The organism is Nocardiopsis sp. EMB25 (assembly GCF_026797795.1).
Taxonomy (GTDB): Bacteria; Actinomycetota; Actinomycetes; order Streptosporangiales; family Streptosporangiaceae; genus Nocardiopsis; species Nocardiopsis lucentensis.
In genome coordinates this window covers 3,881,973-3,907,479 of the sequence record NZ_JAMTDN010000001.1, presented here as the reverse complement: position 1 = coordinate 3,907,479, position 25,507 = coordinate 3,881,973, and the positions used below count along the sequence as shown (strand labels likewise).

The window sequence follows — 25,507 nt, the reverse complement described above, 5'->3', positions numbered from 1 at the left end:
ACGGGGAACACGGGCACCGCCCACATCCGCCGCTCGAGTGTTCCAGGAGAGAGGAGTAGGCGCCGCGAGGACCGCCCGCGAGGAGGTTCCGAGCCCGGCGCCGGACGCACCTATGAAGGGACGTGTACTGGTTGTCGACGACGACCTCGCCCTCGCCGAGATGCTCGGCATCGTGCTGCGGGGTGAGGGGTTCGAGCCGTCGTTCGTCCATGACGGGGACAAGGCCCTGGAGGCCTTCCGCGAGACCAAGCCCGACCTGGTGCTCCTGGACCTGATGCTGCCCGGGGCCGACGGTATCGACGTGTGCCGCCAGATCCGCTCCGAGTCCAACGTCCCGATCGTCATGCTCACGGCCAAGAGCGACACCATCGACGTCGTCCTCGGCCTGGAGTCGGGCGCCGACGACTACATCGTCAAGCCCTTCAAGCCCAAGGAGCTCGTGGCCCGCGTCCGCGTGCGCCTGCGCCGGACCGAGGAGCCCGCCCCCGAGGTCCTCCAGATCGGGGACATCACCATCGACGTCGCCGGGCACGCCGTGCGCCGCGACGGTGAGCAGATCAGCCTCACGCCGCTGGAGTTCGACCTGTTGGTCGCACTCGCCCGCAAGCCGCGCCAGGTGTTCACCCGCGAGGTGCTGCTGGAGCAGGTCTGGGGCTACCGCCACGCGGCCGACACCCGCCTGGTCAACGTTCACGTGCAGCGCCTGCGCGCCAAGATCGAGAAGGACCCCGAGCACCCCGAGGTCGTCGTGACCGTCCGCGGTGTCGGCTACAAGGCCGGTACCGCCTGATCCGGACCCATCACCCATGACGTCAGCCGCACCCGAGGAGGACCGGGAGGCCGACCCCGGCGAGGACCGGGCGGCCCCGGCCCCAGGGGCACCCGCAGACAAGGCGCGCGACACGAGTACCGGTCTGACACGGGCCTACGCCTTCGCCCAACGGGCGGCGAGGGCGCTGGTACGCGGTGTGCAGACCAACTGGCGCCGCTCCCTGCACCTGCGCGTCATCTCCACGACCCTGGTGCTGTCCCTGGTCGTGATGATCGGGCTGGGCTACGTCCTGGTCAGCCAGGTGCGCGGCGGCCTCCTGGAAGCCAAGATCGACACCTCGGTCAACGACCACCGGGCGGGGCTCACCTACGCGATCGAGGAGCTGCGGGAGAACGAGGTCGCCGTCGCCGACCGCGACCGGCTCCTGACCAACATCACCAGCGAGCTGACCAACCGCAGGGGCGACACCGGCCTCTACGGCGTGCTGATCCTGCCGTCGGTGGGCGGTGACAACGGCTACGCCACCGGCGACGACGACACGTTCCCGGAGGGGCTGGAGGAGGCCGTCCCGCAACGGCTGATCAACGAGGTCCGCCAGTCCGAGACTCCCGACCAGCAGTACCACACGTACACGAGCATCACCCATGACGGCGTCACCGAGCCCGCGCTCGTGGTCGGGGCCCAGCTGACCTACGCCTACGAGCTCTACTACGTGTTCCCGCTCCAGCACGAGCAGGAGATCCTCGACCTGGTCCAGCGCACCGTCGCCCTGGTGGGTGTGCTGCTGGTGGTCCTCCTGGGGCTGATCGCCTTCGTCGTCACCCGTCAGGTGGTGAGCCCGGTCCGCTCCGCCGCGCGCTCGGCCGAGCGGCTGGCCACGGGGGACCTCACCGAGCGCATGACCGTGCAGGGAGAGGACGACCTCGCGCGGCTGGCCGTGTCCTTCAACGACATGGCGGGCAACCTCCAGGAGAAGATCCAGGAGCTGGAGGAGCTGTCCAAGCTCCAGCGCCAGTTCGTCTCCGACGTCTCCCACGAGCTGCGCACCCCGCTGACCACCATCAAGATGGCGGGCGATCTCCTGTTCGACGACCGCGAGGAGTTCGAACCCACCCAGCGCAGGTCCGTGGAGTTGCTCCAGAGCCAGGTGGAGCGGTTCGAGGAGCTCCTGGCCGACCTGCTGGAGATCAGCCGGCACGACGCCGGGGCGGCGACCCTCGGTATCGAGTCGGTGGACATCCGCGACGCCGTCATGAAGGCCGTCGGCGACGCCGAGCAGATCGCCGAGCGGCGGGGGATCAAGGTCGTCCTGCGTCTTCCCGCCGAACCCTGCGTGGCCGAGTTCGACACCCGCCGGATCAACCGCATCCTGCGCAACCTCGTCGTCAACGCGATCGAGCACAGCGAGGGGCGCGACGTCGTGGTGGCCGCGGCGGGAGACCGCGACTCGGTGGCCGTGGCCGTCCGCGACTACGGAGTCGGGCTCAAGGAGGGGGAGGAGCACCTGTGCTTCGACCGCTTCTGGCGGGCCGACCCGGCGCGGGTGCGCACCACGGGCGGGACCGGTCTCGGCCTGGCCATCGCCAAGGAGGACGCCCAGCTGCACGGCGGCTGGCTCCAGGCGTGGGGCATGCCGGGCCAGGGCTCGCAGTTCCGCCTGTCGCTGCCGCGCAAGTCCGGCACCGAGCTGCGCGGATCCCCGCTCCCCCTGGTGCCCCCGGAGATCGCGCTGGGGCGTAACTTCTCCTCCTACGGAGACAGGGACGCCGGGGGCGCGGCCGAGCGGTCGGAGCGCGCGGACCGGACCGACCAACCGGAAGAGGACACCGAACGGGGCGAGGAGGACGCGCGGTGATCGGACCGGACCGGATCTCCCGGGGGGTGCGGGCCGCGCTGGCCGCGACCCTCACGTGCGCGGCGATGACCGCCTGCGCGACGGTTCCCATGACCGGCCCCGTCATCCCGGGCGACGGTGGCGGCCCCTCTGGCGGAGGCGGGGCGTACGTGCGCCTCCTGCCCGCCGGACCCCAGCCGGGCATGAGCCCGGAGGCCCTGGTCCGGGGGTTCCTCAGGGACATGGGCAGCTTCGAGGAGGACCACGGGGCCGCCCGCAGCTACATGGTCGAGGAGACCGCCCGGACGTGGTCTCCCAGCGGCAGTGTCCAGGTGGTGGGGGGAGCCGAGTCGGTGGCCCTCGTCCCCGAGGCCAGCTCCGACGGGCTCACCACCAACGTGCGGATGAGTACCACCCTGGTGGCCACCATCGACGAGACCGGCAAGTACGTCCCCAGCGATTCGAGTCGGCTCGAGGACTTCGTCTTCACCCTCGTTCGGGAGAACGGCGACCCCGACGGCGAGTGGCGCGTGAGCGAACTGCCCGACGAGCTGATCCTCAGCCAGCTCGACGTGGAGCGCACCCACCGCTCGTTCAACCTGTACTACTACAACCGGGAGGGCACCGCCCTGGTGCCGGACCCGGTCTACCTCCCGGTACGTCCCACCGACGAGATGGCCGATCGCTTGCTGCGCAGGCTCGTCGGCGGCCCCACCGACTGGCTGGCGCCCGCCGTGAACTCGGCCCTGCTTCAGGGCGCGACCACCGAGGTGGACGAGGAACACGCCGAGATCCGCGTCAACGGTGTGCCGGAGACGGACGAGTTCGAGTTCCTCCTGGGCGCCCAGATCGCGTGGACGCTGCGCCAGGTTCCGGGGGTCGAGGAGTTCACCCTGGTGGTGAACGGCTCCGAGGTCGCCTTTCCGGGGGCCGACGGCGAGCGGGCCGAGCGGCCGCGCCCGGGCAGCGACTACTGGGCCAGGGTGAGCCCCGGCGCCGCCACGAGCGGGATGCGCGCCTACTACACGCAGGAGGGGCAGCTGTGGTCGGCCTCCGAGCTGGCTCCGGACGCGCCCAGCGACGCCGAGCGGGTCCCCGGCCCCCTCGGAGCGGGTGAGGTTCCACTGGAGCGTTTCGCGGTGTCGATGCAGGAGAGCACGGTCGCGGGGATCACCGTGGGCGGCGGCGAGGTCGTCACGAGTTTCACCAGCGCGGACGCCGGGGTCCAGGAGGTCCTGTCGGACGGGGTCTTCACCGGGGTGTCCTGGGACGTGGACAGGAACCTGTGGGTGGTCGAGGAGGTGGAGGAGCCCGCCGCCGAGGACGGGGCCGAGGACGGCGGCACGGGCGAGGGCGCCGACGAGTCCCCAAACGGGCCGGAGGACCCCGGGTCGGATCCCCCCGCCGACGGCCTGACCGCCCAGGCGCCGCCCGAACCCGGCGCGACGGCGCTGTGGATGCTGCGCGACGGCGACGAGGTCGTGGGGGTCGACGTCTCCGAACTGGACGACCGCTCGGTGGTGGAGTTCCGCATCTCCCGTGACGGGACCCGCGCCGCGGTGGTGACCGAGGTCGACGGCGAGCGCGCGCTGGAGGTCGGCCGCGTCGTGGTGGACGAGGACGGACGCGTGTCCGTCGGTGACTTCATCATGCTGGCCGGGGACCTCGCCGACGTCACGGACATCGCGTGGCGCTCCGGTGACCAGTTGGTCGCCCTGGGCAGCCGGGAGGGCGGCACCAGCCAGGCCTTCCTGGTCTCCCTGGACGGCGGTACGCCTCCGGCCAGCGCGGGCGCTCCCGTCGCGGGGATGACGACCGTGTCGGGCGCCCCGGGGCAGCCGTTGATCGCGGGTGGCGAGGACGGCAACGTGTGGCTCTCCAACGACCGGGTGAACTGGGAGAACGTGGTGGAGGGCGCCTCGCCGGTCTACCCCGGCTGACGTGGTTCGCCGCCGGTTGTCCACAGGTGCGGATTCGGTCTGGCGGGCCCGCCTCGGCCCGCGGATCCTTGAGGTATGGACGACTTCGTCGGCTGGCTCCGGCACGCGTGGGCACGACTGTTCGCCGCGTTGCTGGACCTGCTGCTGCCCCAGCCCTGTGTCGCCTGCGCGGTGGCGTCCGGGCCGCTGTGCGGCGACTGCCTGGCCCTGCTCGACCGGCGCCCCCGGCGATGCGCGCCCAGGCCCGGGTGCCCTCCGGTCTGGGCCGCGGGCCCCTACGCCGGGTACGACCGGCGGGTCCTGCTCGCCTACAAGGAGGGCGGGGCCGACGCCCTGACCGGGCCGCTCGGCGGTCGACTGGCGGCCGTCTACGCGGCGACGGGGTGGGCCGGCCCGGACACCCTGCTGGTTCCGATCCCCGGGCGGGGGCCGCCGTGGCACCGGGGCGGCCCGGTCGCCCGCCTGGCGGACGCGTGCCTGGACCGCTCCGGCCACGTGGGACGCGTGGCTCCGCTCCTGCGGTACCGCCGCCGGGCCCGTCCCCAGGTCGGCCTGGGACGTGCCGAGCGCCTGGTCAACAGGGTGGGCGTCTTCACCGCGGTCACCGGCTCCGTCGGCCTGGGTGACGTGGGGACCGGTGCGCTGGCGGGGCACCGGGCGGTGGTGGTGGACGACGTGCTGACCACGGGGGCGACGGTTGCCGAGGCCGCGCGTGCGCTGCGGTGCGCGGGTGTGCCGGTGGTGGGAGCCGTGGTCCTGGCCGAACGGGTTCCCTGACGCGTTCGTCAGCGTTTCCGGCCAGCCCCGATGAGCAGTCGCTGGACCGGTGGTGCGGGGACGGGTGTCGCGGCGGCCGCGTGGACGTCTCCGGTCTGGGCCGCTTGACGTCCGGGGGCGACGCGGATGAGCGCGGTGTCCGCGGGGCGACCCACGGCGGGCAGGACACCCGACGGTTGGGCCGGTGCCGCCCGGCCGGGGTGTCGGTCGGCCGGGGCCGATGGTCGGCTGGCCTGCGGTGAAGGTTTTACGAAGCTCTCGTGAACGGGTGAAAAGCCCGCCTGTGCAGGGGTTTGGCGGGGTCGCGGAGGGCCCGGGGAGGCCCCGGCTACCTGACAGACGCGTCCGGACAGGTTACGGTCCAGGTATGGCACCCGTCCGGGTCCGTGGTTGCGCCGGAATGACCGAGCTCCCGGGGAGACCGGGAAGCGGTTCCGGCAAGCCGATGCCAGGCGCAGGCGAAACGGCCCACGTAAGGCGACTTTTCGTCGACCGATCACGGTGCGCCTTAGAGGTAAGCCCTGCCCCGCGGAGGGTCCCGATGTCCCTCATGACAGGGAGAAGAGCAGTAGTCGCGGATAAGAGCGGCGACACTCTCAGCAGGCGGATGTGGGGACGAAGACCAGGTCGGCCGGACGGGTGGCATGCCCTTGCGCGGGGTTCGCCCTCGGTGGTGAACCCCGCGGGAGCACGTCGTCCCGGGGTCCGGTCCCCGTGCCCCGAGGACGTGTCCCACGCGCTCGCCCCTCTCCTCTCCGGCCCGTCGATCCCCTCGGCGGCGGCCGATTCGTCACGAATCCGGTGGTTGTTCGTTCCTCCTCCTCAGGGGTCCCGGGCATTCGCGCCCTGGTGCGCGTGATGACCGTGCTTCTGGTGGGTATACGCACTTCCAACCGAGCCGTGGCCCCGATGGGACGGGGCCACCAGCGGAAGGGGGCTAGCGCGACACTCTTCCGTCCCCCAAGGCGGAAGGGAGCAGAACCAGCCTGGCCGTCGCCTTCACGGCGGCCACGCGATGAAGGGGGTCCTATGGACATCATCGTCAAGGGTCGACGCACCAGTGTGAGCGAGAGGTTCCGACAGCACGTCGAGGACAAGCTCGAACGGCTCTCCAAGTGGGAGCGGAAGGGCATGAGCGTCGATGTGGAGGTGTCCTCGGAGCGCAACCCCAAGCTCGCGGACGTTCGCGAGCGGGTTGAACTGACCATCCACTCCAACGGCCCGGTCATCCGCAGCGAGGCCGCGGCCTCCGACCGGCACGGGGCTCTCGACCTCGCGATCGACAAGATCGAGGCCCGTCTCCGCAAGGCCGCCGACCGCCGCAAGGTCCACCGCGGCAACCACACCCCGGTCTCCGTCGCCGCCGCCACGGCGGATCTCGCCGGAGACCTGGTCACCGAGACCACCACCGCGGAACAGGCGCCCCCCGCCCAGCGCAGCGGTGAGGAGGAGATCGACGGAGCCAAGGTCAACGAGCGGTTCACCGACGAGTTCGTCGAACTCGACACCCAGGGGGACGTTCCCGTCATCGTGCGGGAGAAGTTCCACCGGGCCAAGCCGATGAGCATCGACCAGGCGCTGATGGAAATGGAACTCGTCGGACACGACTTCTACCTCTTCCACGACGAGGTGAAGGACGCGCCGAGCGTCGTCTACCGTCGCAGAGGTTTCAACTACGGGGTCCTCCGGCTCGTGGACTGAGCGACGGGAGGCCGCCCCGTTCCGCCCGTACGCGGGCGGCCCCGCCCTCCAGGGGTCGTTCCGTCTTCGACAGAGGCGCCCGACCCACGGACCCCATGAGAGGACCCGCCCCGAGGCTCGGGGCGGGTCCTCGGTGTTTCCCCCACCTCCGTCACCGCGTTCCGGGCGCTCCCCGGACACGCGCCGGGCCGTGCGCGCGATCGGCACGGCCCGGCGCCGGGACGGATCAGCCGCCTCGGCGCGTCTGCTCGCGCTTGATCTGGTGCAGCGGGGTGGTGTGCGGTTCCTCCGACTCGAATCTCGGCGGGTCGAGCACCACGTCGGCCAGCATGTCGCACGCGGCGGCCACCACCGCGGCGGCCACCATCAGGAGTCCGCCCACGATCAGGAGCCATATCGTCCCGCCGAGCACCACGGCGAGTCCGCCCAGGGCGAAGCCGACGAACGCCAGGCCGACCGCGATCCACGAGGGCGCGCTTCCCCGGTGGCGAGGGGTCGGCGCGAGGTTGCCCCCCTGCCTCTGGAACCCCCGGATGTGCCCGAACCCCTCCTCGTCCTTCGGCCGGTGGCGCTCCCACCGCGAGCCCGGGTCGGAATCCAAGGAGGGGCCGGGGGATCTCGAACCCGGCTGCCACAGCGCGCGTTCGATCAACTCGAACGGAGTGCGTGGGGCCGGGGCGCCCTCGACCGTCTCCGTCTCCCTCTTCCTCTTCCTCTGGCTCTCTCGCATCGCCATCCACCTCCGGCGCGCCGCGCTCAATGGCACCACGGGAGCGGGGTCACCAGCGCGGCCTCATATGAATCCATTACCCACTGCGGTACCAGGAGCCGCGCAAACACCACGAAAAGCCGGGGAACATCCGAACCCGTTACACACGTTCGTAGGAGGGAAGGAAAAGGGACGTGCCGGGCCGGTTTCGGCCGGTGTTCGGGTGCGGCCGGAGTGTAGCCGTTCCGAGGGTGCGGGCCTCGCGGCCGTGGTCCTCTAGGATGGAGCCCCGAGGGCCCAGGGACCCCCGGCGTCCACCGCGGTCGCGCGGCAGCGGTCCGCGGGCCCAGGTCTGACTCTCCACACGTGTGGAGCCAACCGCGATCTGCGAGGAGCGCATAGGAAGTGCCAGGGATACTCAGTAAGCTCCTGCGCGCGGGTGAGGGAAAGACCCTGCGCCGGCTCACCAAGCTCAAGGACCAGGTCAACTCCCTCGAGGAGGACTACGTCGACCTGTCGGACGAGGAGCTGCGGGACCTCACCAAGGAGTACAAGGAGCGGTACGAGGACGGCGAGTCGCTGGACGACCTCCTGCCGGAGGCCTTCGCCACCGTCCGCGAGGCCGCCAAGCGCACCCTCGGCCAGCGGCCCTACGACGTCCAGATCATGGGCGGCGCGGCACTGCACCTCGGCAACATCGCCGAGATGAAGACCGGTGAGGGCAAGACCCTCACCAGCACCCTCGCGGTCTACCTCAACGCCCTCGCGGGCAAGGGCGTCCACGTCATCACGACCAACGACTACCTCGCCCGCCGCGACGCCCAGACCATGGGCCGTATCTACCACTTCCTGGGCCTGGAAGTCGGTGTGGTCAGCCCGCAGATGCGCCCCTCCGACCGGCGCAAGGCCTATCAGGCCGACATCACCTACGGAACGAACAACGAGTTCGGTTTCGACTACCTGCGCGACAACATGGCGCTGTCCCTGGACGACACGGTCCAGCGCGAGCACTTCTTCGCCATCGTCGACGAGGTCGACTCCATCCTCATCGACGAGGCGCGCACCCCGCTGATCATCAGCGGACCCTCCGAGCAGAACTCCCGCTGGTACGGCGAGTTCGCCAAGATCGCTCCCCGTCTGAAGCGCGACGAGGACTACGAGGTCGACGAGAAGAAGCGCACGGTCGGCATCACCGAGTCCGGTGTGGCCAAGGTCGAGGACTGGCTGGGCATCGACAACCTCTACGAGGCCGTCAACACGCCCCTCATCAGCTTCCTCAACAACTCCCTCAAGGCCAAGGAGCTCTACCGCAAGGACAAGGAGTACATCGTCAAGGACGGTGAGGTCCTCATCGTCGACGAGTTCACCGGCCGTGTCCTGGCGGGCCGCCGCTACAACGAGGGTATGCACCAGGCCATCGAGGCCAAGGAACGCGTCAAGATCAAGGACGAGAACCAGACCCTGGCCAAGGTCACCCTCCAGAACTACTTCCGCCTCTACGAGAAGCTGTCCGGCATGACCGGTACCGCCCAGACCGAGGCGGCGGAGTTCAGCCAGACCTACGACGTCGGCGTGGTGCCGATCCCCACCAACAAGCCGATGATCCGCGAGGACGTCAAGGACGTCGTCTACAAGCACGAGGACGCCAAGTTCCAGGCGGTCGCCGAGGACATCGCCGAGCGCCACGAGGCCGGTCAGCCCGTGCTCGTCGGTACCACCAGCGTCGAGAAGTCCGAGCTGCTGTCCCGCATGCTCAAGCGCGAGGGCGTGCCGCACGAGGTCCTCAACGCCAAGAACCACGCCCGTGAGGCCGCGATCATCGCCCGCGCGGGCAAGCTCGGCTCCGTCACGGTCGCCACCAACATGGCCGGTCGCGGTACCGACATCATGCTCGGGGGGAACCCCGACTTCCTCGCCGACGAGGAGCTCCAGAACCGCGGCCTGAGCCCGCTGGAGACCCCGGAGGAGTACGAGGAGGCCTGGCCGGAGGCGCTGGAGAAGGCCAAGAAGGAGTACGAGGAGGAGCACGAGAAGGTCGTCGACGTGGGCGGGCTGTACGTGCTCGGCACCGAGCGGCACGAGTCCCGGCGCATCGACAACCAGCTGCGCGGACGTTCGGGCCGTCAGGGCGACCCGGGCATCTCCCGCTTCTACCTCTCCCTCCAGGACGACCTCCTGCGGCTGTTCAACAGCAGCCGCCTGGAGGTCCTCATGAACCAGCTGAACATCCCGGACGACCAGCCGATCGAGTCGGGCATGGTCAGCAAGGCGATCGCCTCCGCCCAGGGACAGGTCGAGACCCAGAACTTCGAGATCCGCAAGAACGTCCTCAAGTACGACGAGGTCCTCAACCGGCAGCGCAAGGTCATCTACGCCGAGCGCCGCAAGGTGCTGGAGGGCCAGGACCTGCGCGACCAGGTCGTCGAGATGCTGGAGGACGTGCTCCGCGGCTACGTCATCGCCGAGACCTCCGACGGCGACGCCAGCGACTGGGACCTCGACCGCCTCTGGCGGGCCTTCCGGCAGATCTACCCGGTCAGCTTCACCGTCGACGAGTTCCTCGACGACCACGGCGACGCCTCGACCCTGACCGGCGAGCTCATCGCCGACCGGATCGTGGAGGACGCCAAGGAGGCCTACGACGCCCGTGAGGCCGAGCTGGGCGAGGAGGCCATGCGCGAGGTCGAGCGCCGGGTCATCCTCCAGGTGATGGACCGCAAGTGGCGTGAGCACCTCTACGAGATGGACTACCTCCAGGAGGGCATCGGCCTGCGCGCGATGGCTCAGCGCAACCCGCTGATCGAGTTCCAGCGCGAGGGCTTCGACATGTTCCAGCAGATGCTGGAGGCCATCAAGGAGGAGTCCGTCGGCTACATGTTCAACCTGGAGGTCCAGGTCCGCAAGAAGGAGGAGCCGACCCTCACCGCCTCCGCCGCGGCCAAGACCGCCGCGACCGTCGGCGGGGCCTCCGGAGCGAGCGCCGTCGCGACCGTCGTCGACGAGGAGGAGGCCGCCGAGGCCGAGGCCCCCAGCGAGGAGGCCGAGCCGGCGGAGGACGTCGTGGTTCCCGGTTTCGACGGGGGCCGGCCCGACCAGCTCCAGTACTCGGCTCCGAGCGAGGACGGCTCCGTCGAGCAGCACAGCGAGTCCACCGACGAGTACGCCGGTACCGCTCGCAACTCTCCCTGCCCCTGCGGCTCGGGCAAGAAGTTCAAGAAGTGCCACGGGGCTCCGGCCGCCATGTAGGCGCGGCCGGTAGCCGCTGAACGCGTGTGGGCGCGCCCCCTCGGAGCCGCGCCCACACGCGTTCCGGTGTTCTGGCCGTCCGATGCCCTAGAGGTCGACCGGAGCCGAGCCGAAGGCGACCGAGAACCGGTCGCACCAGATGACCACGCTCGTCATACCGGAGATGTCGGCGTCGGCCGGGATCTCGTAGTTGGCCGACCCGTGGGTTCCCTTCAGCTCGCCGAGGGCGACGTAGCGGCCGTCGCGGTACTTGGACCAGTCGCCGCCCGCCTCCTGATCGGTGATCCAGACATGGAGGTCGGGGCCGTCGCTCGTGGCGAGGTCCTCCAGGCGGACGTGCCGTGACCCGTCGGGCAGCTCCAGGACGGTGACCGTGCCGGAGGTGTCGTGCTCCTGGGTGATGAACTCGCCTCCGGCCAGGACCACCGGCTCGGTCTCCCCGCCCGCCTCGCCGCCGTCCCGGTCCTCGCCGTCCTCGCCGTTTGCCCGGCCCTCGCCGTCGGGGGCGCTCGGGGCCGAGGCCGCGGCCGGCGGCGGCTCCTCGACCGTGCGCGTGGTGAACAGCCGCCAGGGCTGGAAGGCCCACAGGCCGGCCGCCACCAGGACCAGGACGAGACCGGCCACCGGCCACAGCACCAGGGGACGGCGCCACCGCCCCGCCTTCGGAGTCCGTGCGTTCATCGCTCCGCCTTTCGAGAGGGCTTCGTCTTCCCCCCTCATTCGGAGCGGACGGCGGTGAGGCGACCCGGCTCCGCCGAATTCCTCACCGCCGTTCTCCGCCGCGCACGGCTCAGCCGGTGCGGTCCCCGTCCTTCGCCGTATCGCCTCCGCCGGTCCCGGAGCTCCCGCCGGTCCCGGAGGCGGCCGCGGCCGTCCCGTCGTCCTCGGCGGGCTCGCGGCCCGGCGTGGGCAGGTTCATCTTTTTGATGAGGAACATGAACACGAAGTAGTAGAGGAAGAAGTAGGCGACGCCCATCGCCAGGATCCACACGAGCCCCGTCGTGTTCGACTTCGTCGCGTTGATGAGCAGGTCGATCGCCCCCGCCGAGAAGCCGAAGCCCAGGTGGGCGTCGATGGCGTTGAGCACGGCCATCGCGACGCCGGTCAGCACGATGTGCACCGCGAACAGCACCGGGGCGGCGAAGATGAACGCGTACTCGATCGGCTCGGTGATACCCGTGACGAACGCGGTCAGCGCGGCGGCGATCATGAGGCTGCCGATGTTCGCGCGCTGGGACGGGTGGGCGCAGCGCCAGATCGCCAGCGCCGCACCGGGCAGACCGAACATCAGGACGGGGAAGAAGCCCGACAGGAAGCCGCCCGCGCTCGGGTCACCCGCCAGGTAGCGGTTGATCTCGCCCAGGTACACGGTGCCGGTCTCCGGATCGGTGTACTCGCCGAACACGAACCACACGACCGAGTTGACGATGTGGTGCAGGCCCAGGGGCAGCAGAAGGCGGTTGATCACGCCGTAGATGCCCGCACCGACCGACCCGGCGCCGATGATCCACGCGCCCAGGTCGTTGATCCAGCCGCCGACCGTGGGCCAGACGAGTCCGAAGACCACGGCGATCAGGGTGGCGACCGCCGCCATGAGGATCGGCACGAAGCGGCGGCCGCCGAAGAAGCCCAGCCATGTGGGCAGCTTGATCCGGTGGTAGCGCTGCCAGAGCACCGCCGTGACGATACCGATGACGATGCCGCCGAGGACGTCGCTGGGGTTCTTCACCCCCCAGTTGACGATGGACGCGGAGTCCACCACCAGTGTGACCCGTTCACCGATCTCTCCGCCCTGCTCGAAGAAGAGCAGTTTGGTGACGCGGTCGAACACCAGGTAGCCGACCAGGGCGGCCAGCGCGGTCGAGCCGTCCGCGCGCTTGGCGAACCCGATCGCCACACCGACCGCGAAGAGCAGCGGCATCGCCTCGAACAGGGCGTTGCCCGCCTGGCCGATCACGCCGGCGACGGTCTCCATCCAGCTCATTCCGGGCCAGCTGGCGACACCGTCGGCACCCAGGAGGTCGGGTTGCCCGAGGCGCAGGAGGAGGGCGGCGGCGGGCAGGACCGCGATGGGCATCATCATGCTGCGGCCCAGGCGTTGCAGCACCGCCAGGGAACTGGACGACCGTTGCGGCGTCGACCGTTCGGTCGTGGCGGGGGATTGGTCCGGACTCATGGGGGGCCTTTCTCGGACTGCGCCCTCCGGGCGCGATGTTGAGGGAGTGCGGCCGACACCCACCCGTCACGACGGGCGGTGCCCACCGCACACCCCCTGCTCAGTCGCCGTGCCGACGGGGGTCCAGCCGCGAGTGCAGCTGGTAGCGGTCGGCGCGGTAGGTGGACAGCGCCAACTCCACGCACTGTCCCTTCGCGAAGCTCCGGCGCTGCATGACCAGCACCGGGCTGCCGGCGGGCAGACCGAGCAGCCGGGAGTCCGCGGAGTCGCAGATTCCCGCCTCGATCGTCTGCTCACCGGAGTCCAGGAGGATGTCGTACTCGTTCTCCAGCACCTCGTACAGGGAGCGCTCGGCCAGGTCGAAGTCCTCCAGCCCCGGCACCATCGCCGCCGGGATGTTGGAGCGCTCGACCGCCATGGGCTCGTCGTCGGCGGTGCGCATCCGCTCGATGTGGTGGACCAGGGTGCCGGGCGCGATGTCGAGCATGCGCGCGGTGTGGCCGCTGGCCGGGATGACCTGGCGGATCAGCTCCCGGGCTCCGGGCTCGTACCCGCGGGCGCGCATGTCCTCGCTGAAGGAGGCCAGGACGAGGGACATCTCGATCTTGGGTCGGGCGATGAAGGTGCCCTTGCCGGGGACCCGGTACAGACGGCCCTCGGACACGAGCAGGTCGATGGTCTGGCGCACGGTCATGCGCGAGAGCTGGTAGGCGGTGCTCAGTTCGCGCTCGGACGGGATCATGTCGTCCACACCCAGTCCGGACTCCGTGATCCAGTCCAGGAGCAGGTCACGGAGTTGGCTGTACTTGGGAAGCGGGTTGCTGGGGTCGATCGACATGGGCGGACGGCCTTCTCGTTCGGCGGGTGAGGTCGGCGTACGACCCTAGCGCGAGACGCACCCGGGCACCCTGGCCGGTGTGACCGACCCGTCCCCGGGAGAATCGGGGTAAGACTGGTATAGTCCGGACTAGACCACAGCTCCGACCGCGTGTCAATACATTCCGCGCACGGCGGCCCGCACCCCAGGGAAGGTTCTCCATGACCACCACGACGAGCGTCATGCGCTCCGAGATCGCCGAACAGCCCGAGGCCCTCCGCCGCACGTTCGCGGAGCTGCTCCCGCTGCGCCCGGAGATCGAGGCCCTGGGGCGCTCCACCAAGCACGTGCTCTTCATCGCGCGCGGTTCCTCCGACAACGCCGCGGTCTACGGCAGCTACCTGCTCCAGGCCCACACCGGCCGCCTGGCCACCCTGGGCTCGCCCTCCATCGCCACCGCCTACGGCGCCAAGATCGACCTCTCCGACGTCCTCGCCGTCGCCATCTCCCAGTCCGGCAAGACCGAGGAGATCGTCGAGACCATGCGCTGGGCCGCCGACTGCGGCGCCCGGACCGTCGGCGTCACCAACGGGGCCGACTCCCCGCTCGCGGCCGAGTCCGACGTCGCCCTGGTCACCCGGGCGGGGAGCGAGGTCGCCGTACCCGCCACGAAGACCTACAACACCCAGCTGGCCGCCCTCGCCGTCCTCGCCCTCGGTCTGGGGGCCGACCTGGACGCTGGCGACCTGGAGCGCGTCTCCGAGGGCATCGAGGAGACCCTCGCCGCGCCCACCGACGCGCTGGAGGAGATCGTCGAGCGCATGGTCGCCGTCCAGGGCGCCGTCATCTCCGGCCGCGGCATGGCCTTCTCCACCGCCCTGGAGGCCGCGCTCAAGCTCAAGGAGGCCTGCTACCTGCACGCCATGGGCCTGTCCTACGCCGACCTCCAGCACGGCCCCATCGCGGTCGTCGACCCGCGCACCCCCGCGCTGCTGGTCGCCGCCCCCTCCGGCCCCACGCTTCAGGGCACGGTGGCCCTGGCCGACCGCGTCCGCTCCGCCGGAGCCCCGGTCTTCGGCTTCGGCGGCGGTGACGCCCTCGCCGCGGCCAGCGACCTGTCCGTGCCCGTCCCGAACGTGCCCGAGTGGGTCGCCCCGATGAACCTCATCGTCCCGGCGCAGCTGCTCACCGAGCGCCTCGCCCGCCGCCTGGGCTACAACCCCGACGTCCCGCGCGGCCTGAACAAGGTCACCCAGACCTCCTGACCCCGAATCGCGCCCCCGGTCCAGACCAGTCGTCCGGAAACCCTGGTGCGGCGGGACCGGAGACCTCTAAGCTCACCTCAACCCACGGGGGAGCTCCCCGTCTGTACACGTAACGGAGGACCCATGGCGGACAAGGCGACCGCGATCGTGGCCGGGCTCGGCGGCGCGGCCAACATCGAGGACATCGAGGCGTGCATCACCCGCCTGCGCACCGAGGTCAAGGACCCCGGACTGGTGAACGAGGCCGCGCTGAAGGCCGCGGGCGCCCACGGGGTCATGAGCTCGGGCACCATCGTCCAGGTGGTCGTCGGCCCGGAGGCCGACACCCTCACCGACGACATCCAGGACCTGCTCGACTGACCACCCCCCCACGAGGAAGGTTTCCCCCCACATGTCGGACCACGCACTCCGCGTCCTGGCCCCCGTACCGGGCACGGCGCGCCCCCTCGACACGGTTCCCGACCCGGTCTTCTCCCAGAGCATGGTCGGCCCGGGTCTGGCCGTCCACCCCGACTCGGAGCAGGGCGGCGCGGGTGACCTCCAGGAGGCGCGCTCGCCCATCGCCGGAACGGTGGCCAAGCTCCACCCCCACGCGTTCGTCGTGATGGCCCCGGACCAGACCCGGGGGGTCCTGGTGCACCTGGGCATCGACACCGTCGACCTGGCGGGGGAGGGGTTCTCCCTCCTCGTCGAGCAGGGCGACGAGGTGGCCGCGGGCACCCCGGTGGTGCGGTGGTCCCCGAGCGGGGTCGCGGCGCTGGGCAAGTCCCCGGTCGTGCCCGTGGTCGCCCTGGACGCCGCCGCCGACGCGCTCACCGAGCCGGCGGACGGAGCGGTGGACCACGGACAGCCGCTCTTCACCTGGGGGTGAACCCCGAACGTGCCCGGGTGGATTCGGCCCCGTCCGGCGGGGGCGGATCCACCCGGGCACGCCGAGGCGGTAGTCTCCGGCGAGCCGCACCCTTTCGCCGGAGACGGGACCCGCCATGAGACTGTCCGTTCCACGCGCCCTGGCCCCGGTCTGCGTGGGCCTGGCACTGATCGCGTCCGCCTGCACCACGGGGGAGGTGGGGTCCTCGCCCCAGACCGACGAACCGCGGCCCAACCAGGGCTCGGAGCCCTTCGAGCCGGTCCTCGCCCCGCGCGTGCTGGAGGAGATGGACCTCGACACCAAGATCGGGCAGCTCCTCGTCCTGACCGCGCAGGGCACCACCGCCGCGGAGAACGCCGCCCAGATCGAGGCGTACCGACCCGGCGGACTCATCTACTTCGACGCCAACCTGACCGACGCCCCGCAGATCGCCGAGATGTCCGCCGGACTCCAGGGCCTGGCGGCGGGCCAGGGCGCCGGCGTCCCCCTGTTCGTCGGCGTCGACCAGGAACAGGGCATGGTCGCCCGGCTGCCCGTGGGCACCCGCTTCCCGGACGCCATGGCCGTCGGCGCCACCGGGGACCCCGCGATGGCCGAGCTGCTCGCCAGCACCACCGCCGCCGAGCTCACCGCGCTCGGGATCAACCTCGACTACGCGCCGGTCGCCGACGTCAACACCAATCCCGACAACCCGGTCATCGGCGTCCGCTCCTTCGGCTCCGACCCCGACCTGGTCGCCGAGATGGTCGTCGCCGAGGCCGACGCCTACGCCGGGGCGGGGGTCGTCCCGGTCGTCAAGCACTTCCCCGGCCACGGCGACACCGACGTGGACAGCCACACCGGGCTCCCGGTCATCGACCTGCCGCGCCAGACGTGGGAGGCCGAGCACCTGCCCCCGTTCCGCGCCGCCGTGGCGGCCGGGGTGGACGCCGTCATGACCGCCCACGTCCTCATGCCGGGGCTGGACGGTTCGCGCGACCCCGAACCCGCCACGCTCTCTCCCGCGCTCATCGACGGTGTCCTGCGCGACGAACTGGGCTTCGACGGGGTGGTCACCACCGACGCGCTCAACATGGAGGGCGTGCGCCAGACCCACTCCGACGGCGAGGTCGCCGTCCGTGCCGTCGAGGCCGGGGTCGACCAGCTGCTCATGCCGCCCGACCCCGCGGCGGCGGTCGCCGCCCTGCGCGCGGCCGTCGACGGGGGGCGGCTGACCGAGGAGCGGATCGACGCCTCCGTCCTGCGCGTGCTCACCCTCAAGGAGAAGCGCGGCATCCTGACCGAGGCCCCGCCCGAGCCCGTCGACCCCGACGCCGCCGCGGCGGCCGTGACCGACCCCGCACACGCAGAGGCCGCCCAGCGGGTGGCCGACGCGTCGGTGACCCTGGTCCGGAACGAGGACGACCTGCTGCCCCTGGCGGAGGGCACGCGCGTGAGCGTGCGCGGGGAGGGAGCCGACCGTATCGCGGTCACGCTCGCCGACGCCGGACTGGAGGTGGTCGACTCCGGCGCCGACGTGGTCGTCGTGGGCACCGACGGCGCCAGGAGGTCGGCGGCCCAGCGCACGCCGGTCGAGTTCGCGCTCGCCCAGGGGACACCCGTGGTCGTGGTCGCGCAGGGCGGCCCCTACGACCTGGAGGTCTTCCCCGAGGTCGATGCCTACCTGGCGGTCTACTCGTCGGTGGACGTGTCCAGGACCGCCGCCGCACGGGTCATCGCGGGCGAGGTGGAGCCCTCCGGGAAGCTCCCCGTGGACATCCCCGGGGCCGGTGTGGAGGCGGGGACCGGGCTCACCTTCTGACCCGTCCGCCCCCTTCTTGATCGCCGGAAGTGGTTGAAACGTGTCCGGAACGGGAAGAACGCATCCCCGCCCGGACACTCGGGCCCCCTCCGAGGACCGGCCGGGTCGGATCCGCGACACGGATGGAGGGGATCGGATGAACGGCACCCGCCGAGGCGTCATCTCGGACTGGGGCGGAGTGCTCACCACGCCGCTGCTCGACTCGATCGGTGCCTGGCTCCACGACGAGCGCATCGACCACGCCCACTACCAGAGGGTCATGCGCCCCTATTTCGACGGCAGTCTGGACGGGAACAACCCGGTCCACGCGCTGGAGCGCGGTGAGATCGACACCGCCCGCTTCGAGCGTGACCTGGCCGAGTTGCTCAAGCTCACCGACGGCGGCCCGGTGGTCGCCGAGGGCCTCATCCACCGGATGTTCGCCCGGTTCGAGCCGGTGCACGAGATGTACGAGACGCTGCGCGCCGTCCGCCGCACCGGCGTGGGCACCGCGCTGCTGTCCAACTCCTGGGGCAACGGCTACCCCCGCGAGCACTTCGACTCCACCTTCGACGAGATCGTCATCTCCGGCGAGGTGGGGATGCGCAAGCCCGAACCCCGGATCTACCTGCACACCTGCGAACGGCTCGGCCTGCGGCCGCAGGACTGCGTGTTCATCGACGACCTGCCGCACAACATCGACACCGCCGAGGAGCTCGGCATGACCGGGATCCTGCACACCGACGCGGCCACGACCCGGAGCGAACTGGACCGCCTCCTGGCACCCGACACCACGCACGGCCCCCCGAACGGCTCCGATCCCTCGAACACCCCGGACGCGCGGGACTCCCGCGCGGCCTGACCGGCCACCCCGGCCGGCGGGGCGGTGGCGCGTCCACCACCGGTTCCTTGGCAGACTCAAGGGGACCGCACACCATCCCGGAGAGCCGATGTACGTCTTCCTGCCCAGCACCGTCCCCGCCCTCGCCAAGGTCCTCGAGGAGGGGCGGGTGGACGGTGACCCGCTGACCGCCTTCGCGGCCGACCCCGACTCCGGGGTCGACGCGGAGGAGGCCGAGTACGACGCCATGTACGCGGCCGCCGACGAGTCGCTGACCCTGTTGGCGGCCGACCCCGACGCGCCCCGCCGCCGGGTGGTGCTGGCCGCGACCATGCCCGACCACGTGGTCGAGCGTGTGGGCGCGGCGGGTCCCGGGGTGATCCGCGTACGGGTCACCGGTTCCGTGCCCTACAAGAAGCTGGCGTCGGCGCACGTGGACGACGCGGGCGCGGTGGAGGACGTGGCCAAGGCGGCGGCCGACCCGGCCTCCGACGCGGCCGAGGACCACGAGCTGATGTGGTTCGCCGTCCAGGAGCTGCGCTACCTCGTCGAGGAGGACGGCGCGTAGCGCCGCACGGTCGGGCCGTTCAGGACAGCCGCTCGATCTCCTGGAGGATCCGGCGCTTGGGGAGCGCGCCGACCATCTTGCGCACCGGCTCGCCCCCGCGGAAGAGGAGCATGGTCGGTGTGCCCATCACCTCCTGGTCGCGGGTCAGGCCGGGGTTGGCGTTCACGTCGATCCGGACGACCCTGAGCCGGTCGGGCAGGTCCCCGGCGAGTGACTCCAGGACGGGGGCCAGCTGGCGGCACGGAGCGCAGTGCTTCGCGGTGAACACCGCCAGCACCGGCAGATCCGACCGCAGCACGTCCTCGGCGAAGGTCTCCTCGGCGGTCTCGGTCACGCGTGTCGTCGTCATGGTCGGGGTCCCTCCATCTGGCACAGCGGCTCGGGCGCCTCGGGCAGTCGTGCCTCGGCTTCGGCCAGCTGCGCGCCCACCTGGTCGCGCACCGTTCGCAGTCGGTCGATCAGCGCGTCGAGCTCCGCGAGCTTGTCGCGGTAGACGTTGATCGAGGCGGGGCAGGAGTCCCCGGTCGGGTGGCCCGACCGGAGGCACTCGACGAAGGGCCGGGTCTCCTCCAACCCGAACCCGAAGTCCTGGAGCAGGCGGATCTGCTCCACCAGCCGCAGGTCGTCGTCGCCGTACACGCGGTACCCGTTGGCCGCACGATGCTCGGGCAGCAGCCCGAGGGATTCGTAGTACCGCAGGGTCCGGGTGCTGACCCCGGCCCGTTCCGCGAGTTCACCGATGCGCATGCCAATGACGGTAGACCTTGACGCCGACGTCAGGGCAAGGCAGGTGGCGTCAGCGCAGGTGCCGCCGGACCTCGGCGCCGAACCGCGGGACGCCGGTCCGTTCCAGAAGCGCGAGTACACCGGGTACGGTGGTCGGTTCCCTGCGGTAGGAGGCGGCCTGTTTCTCCAGAACCCCGAGAGTCAGGCCCGGGTACAGGTCGAGTTGGTCGAGAAGGAAGTCGTCCGGGTGCACGGCGAGGACGTCGTAGGGCTTGAGCGCCGCAATCGGGAAGTCCTTGGTGTTGAAGGTGACGATGACCTCGGCGTTGGCGCGCACGGCCGCCGCGAGGACATGCCGGTCCTTCGGGTCGTTCTCCATGCCGTCGATCAGCGCCTCGTAGCCGCGAACACGGGCGTCGGGGAAGGCGCGGTCCATCTGTGAGATCCTGCGCTCCGCCCTGTCGGCACCGATACCGCGTCGGATCACGTTGCGCCTGAGCTCGTCAAGGACATCGGCTGACCACAGTGGCCGGTAGGCGCCCGCGACGGCGAGGCGTAGGAGCGTGTCGCACAGGTAGGCGGGATAGAGCGCACACGTGTCGAGGAAGGCGGGGAAGGCCACTGGTGTCTGCTCTCACCTGGTGTTCTCTGGGGTTTCGGTCGCCTCGTACAGGCCCATGTCCTCGGCTTCGGCGGCCATCTGGTCCAGAACCTGCTCGCGCTCCCGCCTGGTGCGTTCCTGGTAGTCGAGGATGTCGCGGAGGAGGACACGGCGGTGCCGCCCGCGCATGCTGAAGGGAATCTCGCCGTCGCCCAGAAGTCTGACCAGAGTGGGGCGGGAGATACAGAGGAGGTCGGCCGCCTCCTGCGTGGTCAGCATGGTGTTGTGGGGAGCGATGGAGATCGCCATCCCTTGGGAGAGCGCGGCCACGACGTCGCGCAGGACGGCGTAGAGCTCCTCGGGGAGTTCTATCTCAGAACCCTCCGGGCCGACCAGGCGTGCCTGCGGACACTGTTCGTCGGTCAGGCCACGGGCGAGCGCGGTCAGTGCCGATCTGTCGTCAGGCGGAAGGATCGTTCGTTCACGCAGTGTCGTTGCCATGACACAAGGTTACCATATTCGAAAAAAACGAAAACTCTGTGCCGCCCGGCATGACGGTTCGGCGCGGGCCAGGGGTCAGCGCCGCCAGAACAGGTGGTGGGTGACCCCGCTGGGGCTCGGCACCGCCTCGTGGTGGAAGCGGTCGTCCAGCTCCTCGGGGCTCTCCCACAGCCGTTCACCCCCGCCGAAGTCGACGGGTGCGACGGCCACGTGCAACGTGTCGACCAGGTCGGCCTCGAGGAACTCGCGGATGGTGGTGGTCCCGCCGCCCAGCCGCACGTCCTTGCCCCCGGCCGCCTCCTTCGCGCGCTCCAGCGCCTCGGCCGGTGTCGCGTCGAGGAAGTGGAAGATGGTGTCGGACAGGGCGAAGGAGGGGCGTACGTGGTGGGTGAGCACGAAGACCGGCGTGTGGAACGGCGGTTCGTCGCCCCACCACCCCTTCCACTCGTGGTCCTTCCAGGGGCCGCGCTGGGGGCCGAACTTGTTGCGCCCCATGATCTCCGCGCCGATGTCGCGGGCGAACTCGCGGGTCATGTAGTCGTCCAGCCCGCGCGAACCGCCGAGGTCGGTGCGGTTCGGCCAGCTGGCGGTGGCGCCCGCCCAGGAGAACAGGGCGGTGGGGTCGGCGTGCCCGAAGGGCCGTTCCGGGCTCTGCCCCTCACCGGAGCCGAACCCGTCCCGCGACACGCAGAAGCAGTGGACCCTCAACAGCTGCGACATGCACCCTCCTCCGGGGATCTCCGATCACGTTTCGCGACCGGTGGCACCGTACAACCGCATGGGGACAGAACGTCCGAAGGAGAGCGACCACCCGCCGCGTGTCGGTTCGACCTGTCGCCTGATGGCGGCCGTGCTGATGGGCGGCGCCACGGTACGAGGGTGGCGTCGCCCAACGGCACGGATGCCTGTTCACCTGACGTGGTAGCTCACCCGCCGGGAGCCGATGAGCGTGGCGCCCTCGGGGAGGTCCGTGCCGTCGTCGCCCTCGCAGAGGACCCGCAGCCAGACGTCACTGTCGTCGGCGTAGGGGTTCAGCCGCTCCAGGTACTCCCACAGGCTGTGGGGGAGGGGCATGCAGGAACACGCGCAGGTGTGGGTGTTGTAGGTGGGCGTGAGGGGAGAGATGCGGCCCGCGAGGGAGATGCCGTCGTCGTCGGGCTCACCTCCCCGGATCACCTGGACCACTTCGGTGTACAGCTCGACGCTGGGCACGTTCGTTGACGCCATGGAGTCAGCTCCTAACTCAGAGGAGGTGCCACCCGGTAGGGGTGTGCGACTGAGTCCAGGATGATCCTTGCGCGCAAGGATCTCAAGGCTTAATTCTTGTCCGCAAGGATTTTTCTCATGGCGTGGGGTCTACGATCAGGGAGCAGATCCGAGTGGAGAGTGGGGGTCCGTGTGACTGCGAGTGGGGCGCCGGGTGTGCGTCGTCGTCGGCTGTCCGCAGCCCTGAGGCGACTGCGCGAGAAGTCCGCATTGACGTCCGCGGAGGTCGCCAAGCGCATGGGTTGGACCTCGGGCGCAAGACTCACCCGCATCGAGCGCAACGAGTGGAAGTTCCCGAAGCGGGAAGAGATCGAAACTCTGCTGGAGATCTACGAGGTCGTGGGGGAGGAGCGGGAGCACCTTCTCAGTCTGGCCGAGACGGCTCGCGGGCGCAGCGATTGGCATGAATACGCTGACCTCTTTCCCGGTTCGTTGCCTGACCTGGAAGCTGAGGCTGTTCGAATCAGGTCCTACGAGGCAGTTGTGGTTCCTGGTCTGCTCCAGACCCCTGCCTACGCGGCGGCTGTGGTGAAAGCTAGTCAGGTGGTGCCTCAAGAGCAGATCGAGCGCAAAGTGGAGTCACGCATGGCGCGTCGCGCTGTGCTGGATAAGCCCAGAGGCCCATATCTGACTGCCGTGGTTGATGAGCCTGCTCTGCGTAAGGTTGTGGGTTCTCACGTTGTCATGGCGGAGCAGCTTCGCTTCCTCGTCGGCATGGCTGCTCACTACAAGGTGACGGTTCTGGTGCTTCCAGATGAGGTTGGTGCTCATCCTGCGATCGATGGAGCGTTCACTCTGTTCGACTTCCCCCGGCCTGAGCCGGGGATCGTCTCGATCCCCACTGTGGTTGAGGCGCTGTACGTTGAGGACGAAGACTACTTTGATCAGCACGCGCTGATCTTCGACGCCGTCCAGAACCTGGCGCTGGATCCGCAGGGGTCGATCGACCTCATCAGTTCCATCGCCGCCGAGCACGACAAGCGAGCCTGACCATGTTGCTGGAGTTCCGTAAGTCCTCCTACTCCACTGGCGGAGAGAACTGCGTGGAGGTCGCCGACCTGCCCACCGGTGCGGCCATCCGCGACTCCAAGCACCCCGAACTGGGCTTTCTCCCTGTCGAGGCCGCCGAGTGGGTGTCCTTCGCCCGACTGGTGACCTCTCCAACGCGGGTTCTTCGGGAAACCCGTCGGTAACCAGGGGATCGCTCTGGATACTGGCTCTCATGGAGTCGAGGAGGCAGTATGTCTGTCATGAGTATCCGGGACACGGAAGCACCCGACCGGCCCCTGACCGTCGACGATCTGGCGCGCATGCCGGACGACGGGCGGCGCTACGAGTTGGTCGACGGGAGGCTTGACGTGTCTCCGGCCCCCGTCTTCGACCACACGTCCGTGGACTCCCGCCTGACCTACCATCTCATCGCGGAAGCACCCGACGAGTTCACCGTGCTCACCGGTCCGGGTATCAACTTCAACGCGGACCGGACCCATCACCGAATCCCGGACCTGGCGGTCATCCGGGCCGACGCCGCCGAACGCCCTTATCTGACCAAACCGCCGCTGCTGGCCGTGGAGATCCTCTCCCCCGAGAGCGTGCTCCGCGACAGCAACACCAAGCGCGCCGAGTACGCCGCCTTCGGGATCGAGTCCTACTGGATCGTCAACCCGCACCCGGACAAGGTCGGCATCAGTGAGATGCGCCTGGAGAACGGCCAGTACCGGGACATCACCCAGGTCTACGGAGAGGACGTCTTCGAGACCGAGCTGCCCTTCCCGATCCGGATCGTCCCGCACTGGCTCGTCGCCGACGGCCCCTGGAAGAAGCACATCGGAGGCTGAACCCCCGCGAGGTGATTGGGCCTCGCGGGTCACTTCTCCTCCCTCCCCGCGGTCTCGGCCCGATGACGTGGGCGTGGTCCCCTGCCCGTGCCGGAGCCGGTGATCACGATGCCGCCGGGCGCGATGCGCGCCTTGTCCCCGTTCCTCACCGCGTTCGTGACCCGGCGGCCATGCCCGGAAAGGGGTGGATCGCCGGATTCGCGCTCGACAAGATAACAGCGCGCGCCGACCCCGGGCGCGGACGTGACCGACCCGGACACGGACACGGCGGGGCCACGGCTCGGTCTCGGGCCCGTTACCGCCCCGATCCGCCCATACGGCAAGATGGGTGCGTCCCCCGCCCCCGATCCCCGAGGAGTCCGCCATCAGCCGCCTGGTGCTATGGAACGTCGACCTCACCCTCCTCGACGCGGGCCGCGTGATGAGGGCCGCCCACGCGGAGGCCTTCGAGGAGGTCACCGGTGACCCCCTCGTCTACCTGACCTCCGCCGAGGGGCGCACGGACTCGGAGATGTTCTTCGAGTTCTGCGCCCGCAACGACACCGACGTCGAGCCCGACAACGCCACCCTCGAACGCTTTCTGACCGCCCTGGAGGCGGCCTTCGTCCGGCGCGCGGACGAACTCCCCGCCAAGGGCCGCGTCATGCCCGGCGCGACGGCCTCGCTGGCGGCGGTGGCGGGGATGCCCGACACCGTCCAGACCGTGGTCAGCGGCAGCACCCGCGCGACCGCCACGGCCAAGCTCGCGGCGTTCGGCCTGGACTCCTACCTGGACCTGGCCGTGGGCGGGTTCGGATCGGTCAACTACCCCAAGTCCAGCCTCATCCAGTCGATCCGGCTGCACGCGGCGGGCGAGGGCGGCCACACCTACGCCGAGAGCGAAACGGTCCTGGTCACCAGCTCCGTGCCCGACGTGCGCGCGGCGGTGATCGGCGGTGCCACCCCCGTCGCCGTCCTCACCGGGTCCGCCACCGAGGGCCAGCTGCGCGACGCCGGGGCGACGGCGGTCCTGGAGGACCTGACCGACCCGCGCGCGGTGATGACCGCGGTCCACCAGGCGACCACCTCCTGACGCCTCTCACACGCCCTCACAGGAGGCCGCCGAACGGGGGCGTTCGCGGGGTGACGGACCCCCGCAATCCGGTTCTAACAGTACGTAATCACCGCGTAACGGTGTTGGTCCTGTTCTCAGTGGCGAAAACCAGTAGCCTGGTCTGCGGGTGGGGACGGGACAACGGCGTCCCGAGACCTCGCCGACCTTCGCCTGTGCGCACAGGT

26 protein-coding genes are annotated in these 25,507 nt (G+C 70.3%); 16 read left to right on the top strand and 10 right to left on the bottom strand.

Translation table 11 applies throughout. The annotated features are described in order from the left end of the window. The first annotated feature begins 112 nt into the window (after nucleotides 1–112). The 5 genes from mtrA to hpf all read left to right on the top strand — a co-directional run bounded on the left by mtrA (nucleotide 113) and on the right by hpf (nucleotide 7,024). Nucleotides 113–790 (top strand): MtrAB system response regulator MtrA, encoded by a 678-nt coding sequence (gene mtrA, locus KIK06_RS16875; RefSeq protein ID WP_017596824.1) that lies wholly within the window; start codon nucleotides 113–115, stop codon nucleotides 788–790. Nucleotides 791–806: 16 nt separating this feature from the next. Continuing rightward, complete coding sequence (gene mtrB, locus KIK06_RS16870; RefSeq protein WP_017596823.1) at nucleotides 807–2,627, top strand: MtrAB system histidine kinase MtrB; 1,821 nt, start codon at nucleotides 807–809, stop codon at nucleotides 2,625–2,627. Continuing rightward, on the top strand, nucleotides 2,624–4,546 hold the full coding sequence (locus tag KIK06_RS16865; protein ID WP_017596822.1) for an LpqB family beta-propeller domain-containing protein: 1,923 nt from the start codon (nucleotides 2,624–2,626) through the stop codon (nucleotides 4,544–4,546). Before mtrB ends, KIK06_RS16865 begins: the two co-directional genes overlap by 4 nt. 75 nt (nucleotides 4,547–4,621) lie before the next feature. Next, nucleotides 4,622–5,323, top strand: a complete 702-nt coding sequence (locus KIK06_RS16860; RefSeq protein WP_268643962.1) for a ComF family protein — start codon at nucleotides 4,622–4,624, stop codon at nucleotides 5,321–5,323. A gap of 1,029 nt (nucleotides 5,324–6,352) precedes the next feature. Beyond that, nucleotides 6,353–7,024, top strand: a complete 672-nt coding sequence (gene hpf / locus KIK06_RS16855; protein WP_017596820.1) for a ribosome hibernation-promoting factor, HPF/YfiA family — start codon at nucleotides 6,353–6,355, stop codon at nucleotides 7,022–7,024. 226 nt (nucleotides 7,025–7,250) lie between these two features. Here hpf and KIK06_RS16850 read toward each other — a convergent pair whose 3' ends face one another. Continuing rightward, nucleotides 7,251–7,754, bottom strand: a complete 504-nt coding sequence (locus KIK06_RS16850) for a hypothetical protein (protein WP_040687726.1) — start codon at nucleotides 7,752–7,754, stop codon at nucleotides 7,251–7,253. A 384-nt stretch (nucleotides 7,755–8,138) separates the two neighbouring features. Here KIK06_RS16850 and secA point away from each other — a divergent pair, with 384 nt between their 5' ends. Further along, the gene (gene secA, locus KIK06_RS16845) at nucleotides 8,139–10,979 is read left to right on the top strand and encodes a preprotein translocase subunit SecA (RefSeq protein WP_268643959.1); all 2,841 of its coding nucleotides are present in this window, start codon (nucleotides 8,139–8,141) and stop codon (nucleotides 10,977–10,979) included. 87 nt (nucleotides 10,980–11,066) lie between these two features. On the opposite strand, the gene KIK06_RS16840 is transcribed toward secA, so the two are convergent. From KIK06_RS16840 to KIK06_RS16830, 3 genes are all read right to left on the bottom strand, one after another. Further along, on the bottom strand, nucleotides 11,067–11,660 hold the full coding sequence (locus KIK06_RS16840) for a DM13 domain-containing protein (RefSeq protein ID WP_017596817.1): 594 nt from the start codon (nucleotides 11,658–11,660) through the stop codon (nucleotides 11,067–11,069). 109 nt (nucleotides 11,661–11,769) lie between these two features. Further along, nucleotides 11,770–13,155, bottom strand: a complete 1,386-nt coding sequence (locus KIK06_RS16835) for a PTS transporter subunit EIIC (RefSeq protein ID WP_268643958.1) — start codon at nucleotides 13,153–13,155, stop codon at nucleotides 11,770–11,772. Nucleotides 13,156–13,255: 100 nt separating this feature from the next. Beyond that, nucleotides 13,256–13,993, bottom strand: a complete 738-nt coding sequence (locus KIK06_RS16830; RefSeq protein WP_017596814.1) for a GntR family transcriptional regulator — start codon at nucleotides 13,991–13,993, stop codon at nucleotides 13,256–13,258. Between the two features lie 200 nt (nucleotides 13,994–14,193). On the opposite strand from KIK06_RS16830, the gene KIK06_RS16825 reads away from it, so the two are divergent. The 6 genes from KIK06_RS16825 (at nucleotide 14,194) to KIK06_RS16800 (ending at nucleotide 19,297) form a co-directional block, all read left to right on the top strand. Further along, nucleotides 14,194–15,237 carry an SIS domain-containing protein gene (locus KIK06_RS16825; protein ID WP_017596813.1) on the top strand — a complete coding sequence of 348 codons (1,044 nt, stop codon included), beginning with the start codon at nucleotides 14,194–14,196 and terminating at the stop codon, nucleotides 15,235–15,237. Nucleotides 15,238–15,360: 123 nt separating this feature from the next. Continuing rightward, nucleotides 15,361–15,597, top strand: a complete 237-nt coding sequence (locus KIK06_RS16820; RefSeq protein WP_017596812.1) for a glucose PTS transporter subunit EIIB — start codon at nucleotides 15,361–15,363, stop codon at nucleotides 15,595–15,597. A 31-nt stretch (nucleotides 15,598–15,628) separates the two neighbouring features. Next, entirely contained in the window at nucleotides 15,629–16,108 is a 480-nt protein-coding gene (locus KIK06_RS16815) for a PTS sugar transporter subunit IIA (RefSeq protein ID WP_017596811.1), read from the top strand. A 115-nt stretch (nucleotides 16,109–16,223) separates the two neighbouring features. Beyond that, a complete protein-coding gene (locus KIK06_RS16810; RefSeq protein WP_268643956.1) occupies nucleotides 16,224–17,909 on the top strand; it encodes a glycoside hydrolase family 3 protein in 1,686 nt (561 codons plus the stop codon). Between the two features lie 136 nt (nucleotides 17,910–18,045). Then, a complete protein-coding gene (locus KIK06_RS16805) occupies nucleotides 18,046–18,750 on the top strand; it encodes an HAD family hydrolase (protein ID WP_268643955.1) in 705 nt (234 codons plus the stop codon). 88 nt (nucleotides 18,751–18,838) lie between these two features. Beyond that, nucleotides 18,839–19,297 (top strand): DUF6912 family protein, encoded by a 459-nt coding sequence (locus KIK06_RS16800; protein ID WP_268643954.1) that lies wholly within the window; start codon nucleotides 18,839–18,841, stop codon nucleotides 19,295–19,297. A 19-nt stretch (nucleotides 19,298–19,316) separates the two neighbouring features. Here KIK06_RS16800 and KIK06_RS16795 read toward each other — a convergent pair whose 3' ends face one another. The 6 genes from KIK06_RS16795 to KIK06_RS16770 form a co-directional block, all read right to left on the bottom strand. After that, on the bottom strand, nucleotides 19,317–19,646 hold the full coding sequence (locus tag KIK06_RS16795; protein ID WP_268643953.1) for a thioredoxin family protein: 330 nt from the start codon (nucleotides 19,644–19,646) through the stop codon (nucleotides 19,317–19,319). Continuing rightward, nucleotides 19,643–20,044, bottom strand: a complete 402-nt coding sequence (locus tag KIK06_RS16790; RefSeq protein ID WP_268643952.1) for a MerR family transcriptional regulator — start codon at nucleotides 20,042–20,044, stop codon at nucleotides 19,643–19,645. Before KIK06_RS16790 ends, KIK06_RS16795 begins: the two co-directional genes overlap by 4 nt. Nucleotides 20,045–20,093: 49 nt before the next feature. Further along, nucleotides 20,094–20,645 (bottom strand): PIN domain-containing protein, encoded by a 552-nt coding sequence (locus tag KIK06_RS16785; protein WP_268643950.1) that lies wholly within the window; start codon nucleotides 20,643–20,645, stop codon nucleotides 20,094–20,096. A gap of 12 nt (nucleotides 20,646–20,657) precedes the next feature. Further along, nucleotides 20,658–21,125, bottom strand: a complete 468-nt coding sequence (locus tag KIK06_RS16780; protein WP_268643949.1) for a helix-turn-helix domain-containing protein — start codon at nucleotides 21,123–21,125, stop codon at nucleotides 20,658–20,660. 75 nt (nucleotides 21,126–21,200) lie between these two features. Continuing rightward, nucleotides 21,201–21,845: a dihydrofolate reductase family protein gene (locus KIK06_RS16775; protein ID WP_268643948.1), complete on the bottom strand. Its 645-nt coding sequence runs from the start codon at nucleotides 21,843–21,845 to the stop codon at nucleotides 21,201–21,203. Nucleotides 21,846–22,034: 189 nt separating this feature from the next. Beyond that, the gene (locus KIK06_RS16770) at nucleotides 22,035–22,352 is read right to left on the bottom strand and encodes a hypothetical protein (protein WP_268643947.1); all 318 of its coding nucleotides are present in this window, start codon (nucleotides 22,350–22,352) and stop codon (nucleotides 22,035–22,037) included. Nucleotides 22,353–22,523: 171 nt separating this feature from the next. Here KIK06_RS16770 and KIK06_RS16765 point away from each other — a divergent pair, with 171 nt between their 5' ends. The 4 genes from KIK06_RS16765 to KIK06_RS16750 all read left to right on the top strand — a co-directional run bounded on the left by KIK06_RS16765 (nucleotide 22,524) and on the right by KIK06_RS16750 (nucleotide 25,301). Further along, on the top strand, nucleotides 22,524–23,381 hold the full coding sequence (locus KIK06_RS16765) for a helix-turn-helix domain-containing protein (RefSeq protein ID WP_327084647.1): 858 nt from the start codon (nucleotides 22,524–22,526) through the stop codon (nucleotides 23,379–23,381). Nucleotides 23,382–23,383: 2 nt separating this feature from the next. Next, nucleotides 23,384–23,584 (top strand): DUF397 domain-containing protein, encoded by a 201-nt coding sequence (locus KIK06_RS16760; RefSeq protein WP_268643946.1) that lies wholly within the window; start codon nucleotides 23,384–23,386, stop codon nucleotides 23,582–23,584. Between the two features lie 57 nt (nucleotides 23,585–23,641). Next, nucleotides 23,642–24,229, top strand: coding sequence for a Uma2 family endonuclease (locus KIK06_RS16755; protein ID WP_268646035.1), 588 nt, complete (start codon nucleotides 23,642–23,644; stop codon nucleotides 24,227–24,229). 376 nt (nucleotides 24,230–24,605) lie between these two features. Beyond that, nucleotides 24,606–25,301, top strand: coding sequence for an HAD family hydrolase (locus tag KIK06_RS16750; RefSeq protein ID WP_026127271.1), 696 nt, complete (start codon nucleotides 24,606–24,608; stop codon nucleotides 25,299–25,301). Nucleotides 25,302–25,507: the final 206 nt, after the last annotated feature.

Bases quoted from the DNA above. Each gene is read 5' to 3' on its own strand.
- KIK06_RS16840 (WP_017596817.1), bottom strand. From the start codon at position 11,660: ATGAACGCACGGACTCCGAAGGCGGGGCGGTGGCGCCGTCCCCTGGTG.
- KIK06_RS16810 (WP_268643956.1), top strand. From the start codon at position 16,224: ATGAGACTGTCCGTTCCACGCGCCCTGGCCCCGGTCTGCGTGGGCCTG.
- KIK06_RS16820 (WP_017596812.1), top strand. From the start codon at position 15,361: ATGGCGGACAAGGCGACCGCGATCGTGGCCGGGCTCGGCGGCGCGGCC.
- KIK06_RS16770 (WP_268643947.1), bottom strand. From the start codon at position 22,352: ATGGCGTCAACGAACGTGCCCAGCGTCGAGCTGTACACCGAAGTGGTC.
- KIK06_RS16825 (WP_017596813.1), top strand. From the start codon at position 14,194: ATGACCACCACGACGAGCGTCATGCGCTCCGAGATCGCCGAACAGCCC.
- KIK06_RS16760 (WP_268643946.1), top strand. From the start codon at position 23,384: ATGTTGCTGGAGTTCCGTAAGTCCTCCTACTCCACTGGCGGAGAGAAC.
- KIK06_RS16815 (WP_017596811.1), top strand. From the start codon at position 15,629: ATGTCGGACCACGCACTCCGCGTCCTGGCCCCCGTACCGGGCACGGCG.
- KIK06_RS16850 (WP_040687726.1), bottom strand. From the start codon at position 7,754: ATGCGAGAGAGCCAGAGGAAGAGGAAGAGGGAGACGGAGACGGTCGAG.
- KIK06_RS16795 (WP_268643953.1), bottom strand. From the start codon at position 19,646: ATGACGACGACACGCGTGACCGAGACCGCCGAGGAGACCTTCGCCGAG.
- KIK06_RS16860 (WP_268643962.1), top strand. From the start codon at position 4,622: ATGGACGACTTCGTCGGCTGGCTCCGGCACGCGTGGGCACGACTGTTC.
- KIK06_RS16780 (WP_268643949.1), bottom strand. From the start codon at position 21,125: ATGGCAACGACACTGCGTGAACGAACGATCCTTCCGCCTGACGACAGA.
- KIK06_RS16790 (WP_268643952.1), bottom strand. From the start codon at position 20,044: ATGCGCATCGGTGAACTCGCGGAACGGGCCGGGGTCAGCACCCGGACC.
- KIK06_RS16775 (WP_268643948.1), bottom strand. From the start codon at position 21,845: ATGTCGCAGCTGTTGAGGGTCCACTGCTTCTGCGTGTCGCGGGACGGG.
- KIK06_RS16835 (WP_268643958.1), bottom strand. From the start codon at position 13,155: ATGAGTCCGGACCAATCCCCCGCCACGACCGAACGGTCGACGCCGCAA.
- mtrA (WP_017596824.1), top strand. From the start codon at position 113: ATGAAGGGACGTGTACTGGTTGTCGACGACGACCTCGCCCTCGCCGAG.
- KIK06_RS16805 (WP_268643955.1), top strand. From the start codon at position 18,046: ATGAACGGCACCCGCCGAGGCGTCATCTCGGACTGGGGCGGAGTGCTC.
- KIK06_RS16755 (WP_268646035.1), top strand. From the start codon at position 23,642: ATGAGTATCCGGGACACGGAAGCACCCGACCGGCCCCTGACCGTCGAC.
- KIK06_RS16800 (WP_268643954.1), top strand. From the start codon at position 18,839: ATGTACGTCTTCCTGCCCAGCACCGTCCCCGCCCTCGCCAAGGTCCTC.
- mtrB (WP_017596823.1), top strand. From the start codon at position 807: ATGACGTCAGCCGCACCCGAGGAGGACCGGGAGGCCGACCCCGGCGAG.
- KIK06_RS16830 (WP_017596814.1), bottom strand. From the start codon at position 13,993: ATGTCGATCGACCCCAGCAACCCGCTTCCCAAGTACAGCCAACTCCGT.
- hpf (WP_017596820.1), top strand. From the start codon at position 6,353: ATGGACATCATCGTCAAGGGTCGACGCACCAGTGTGAGCGAGAGGTTC.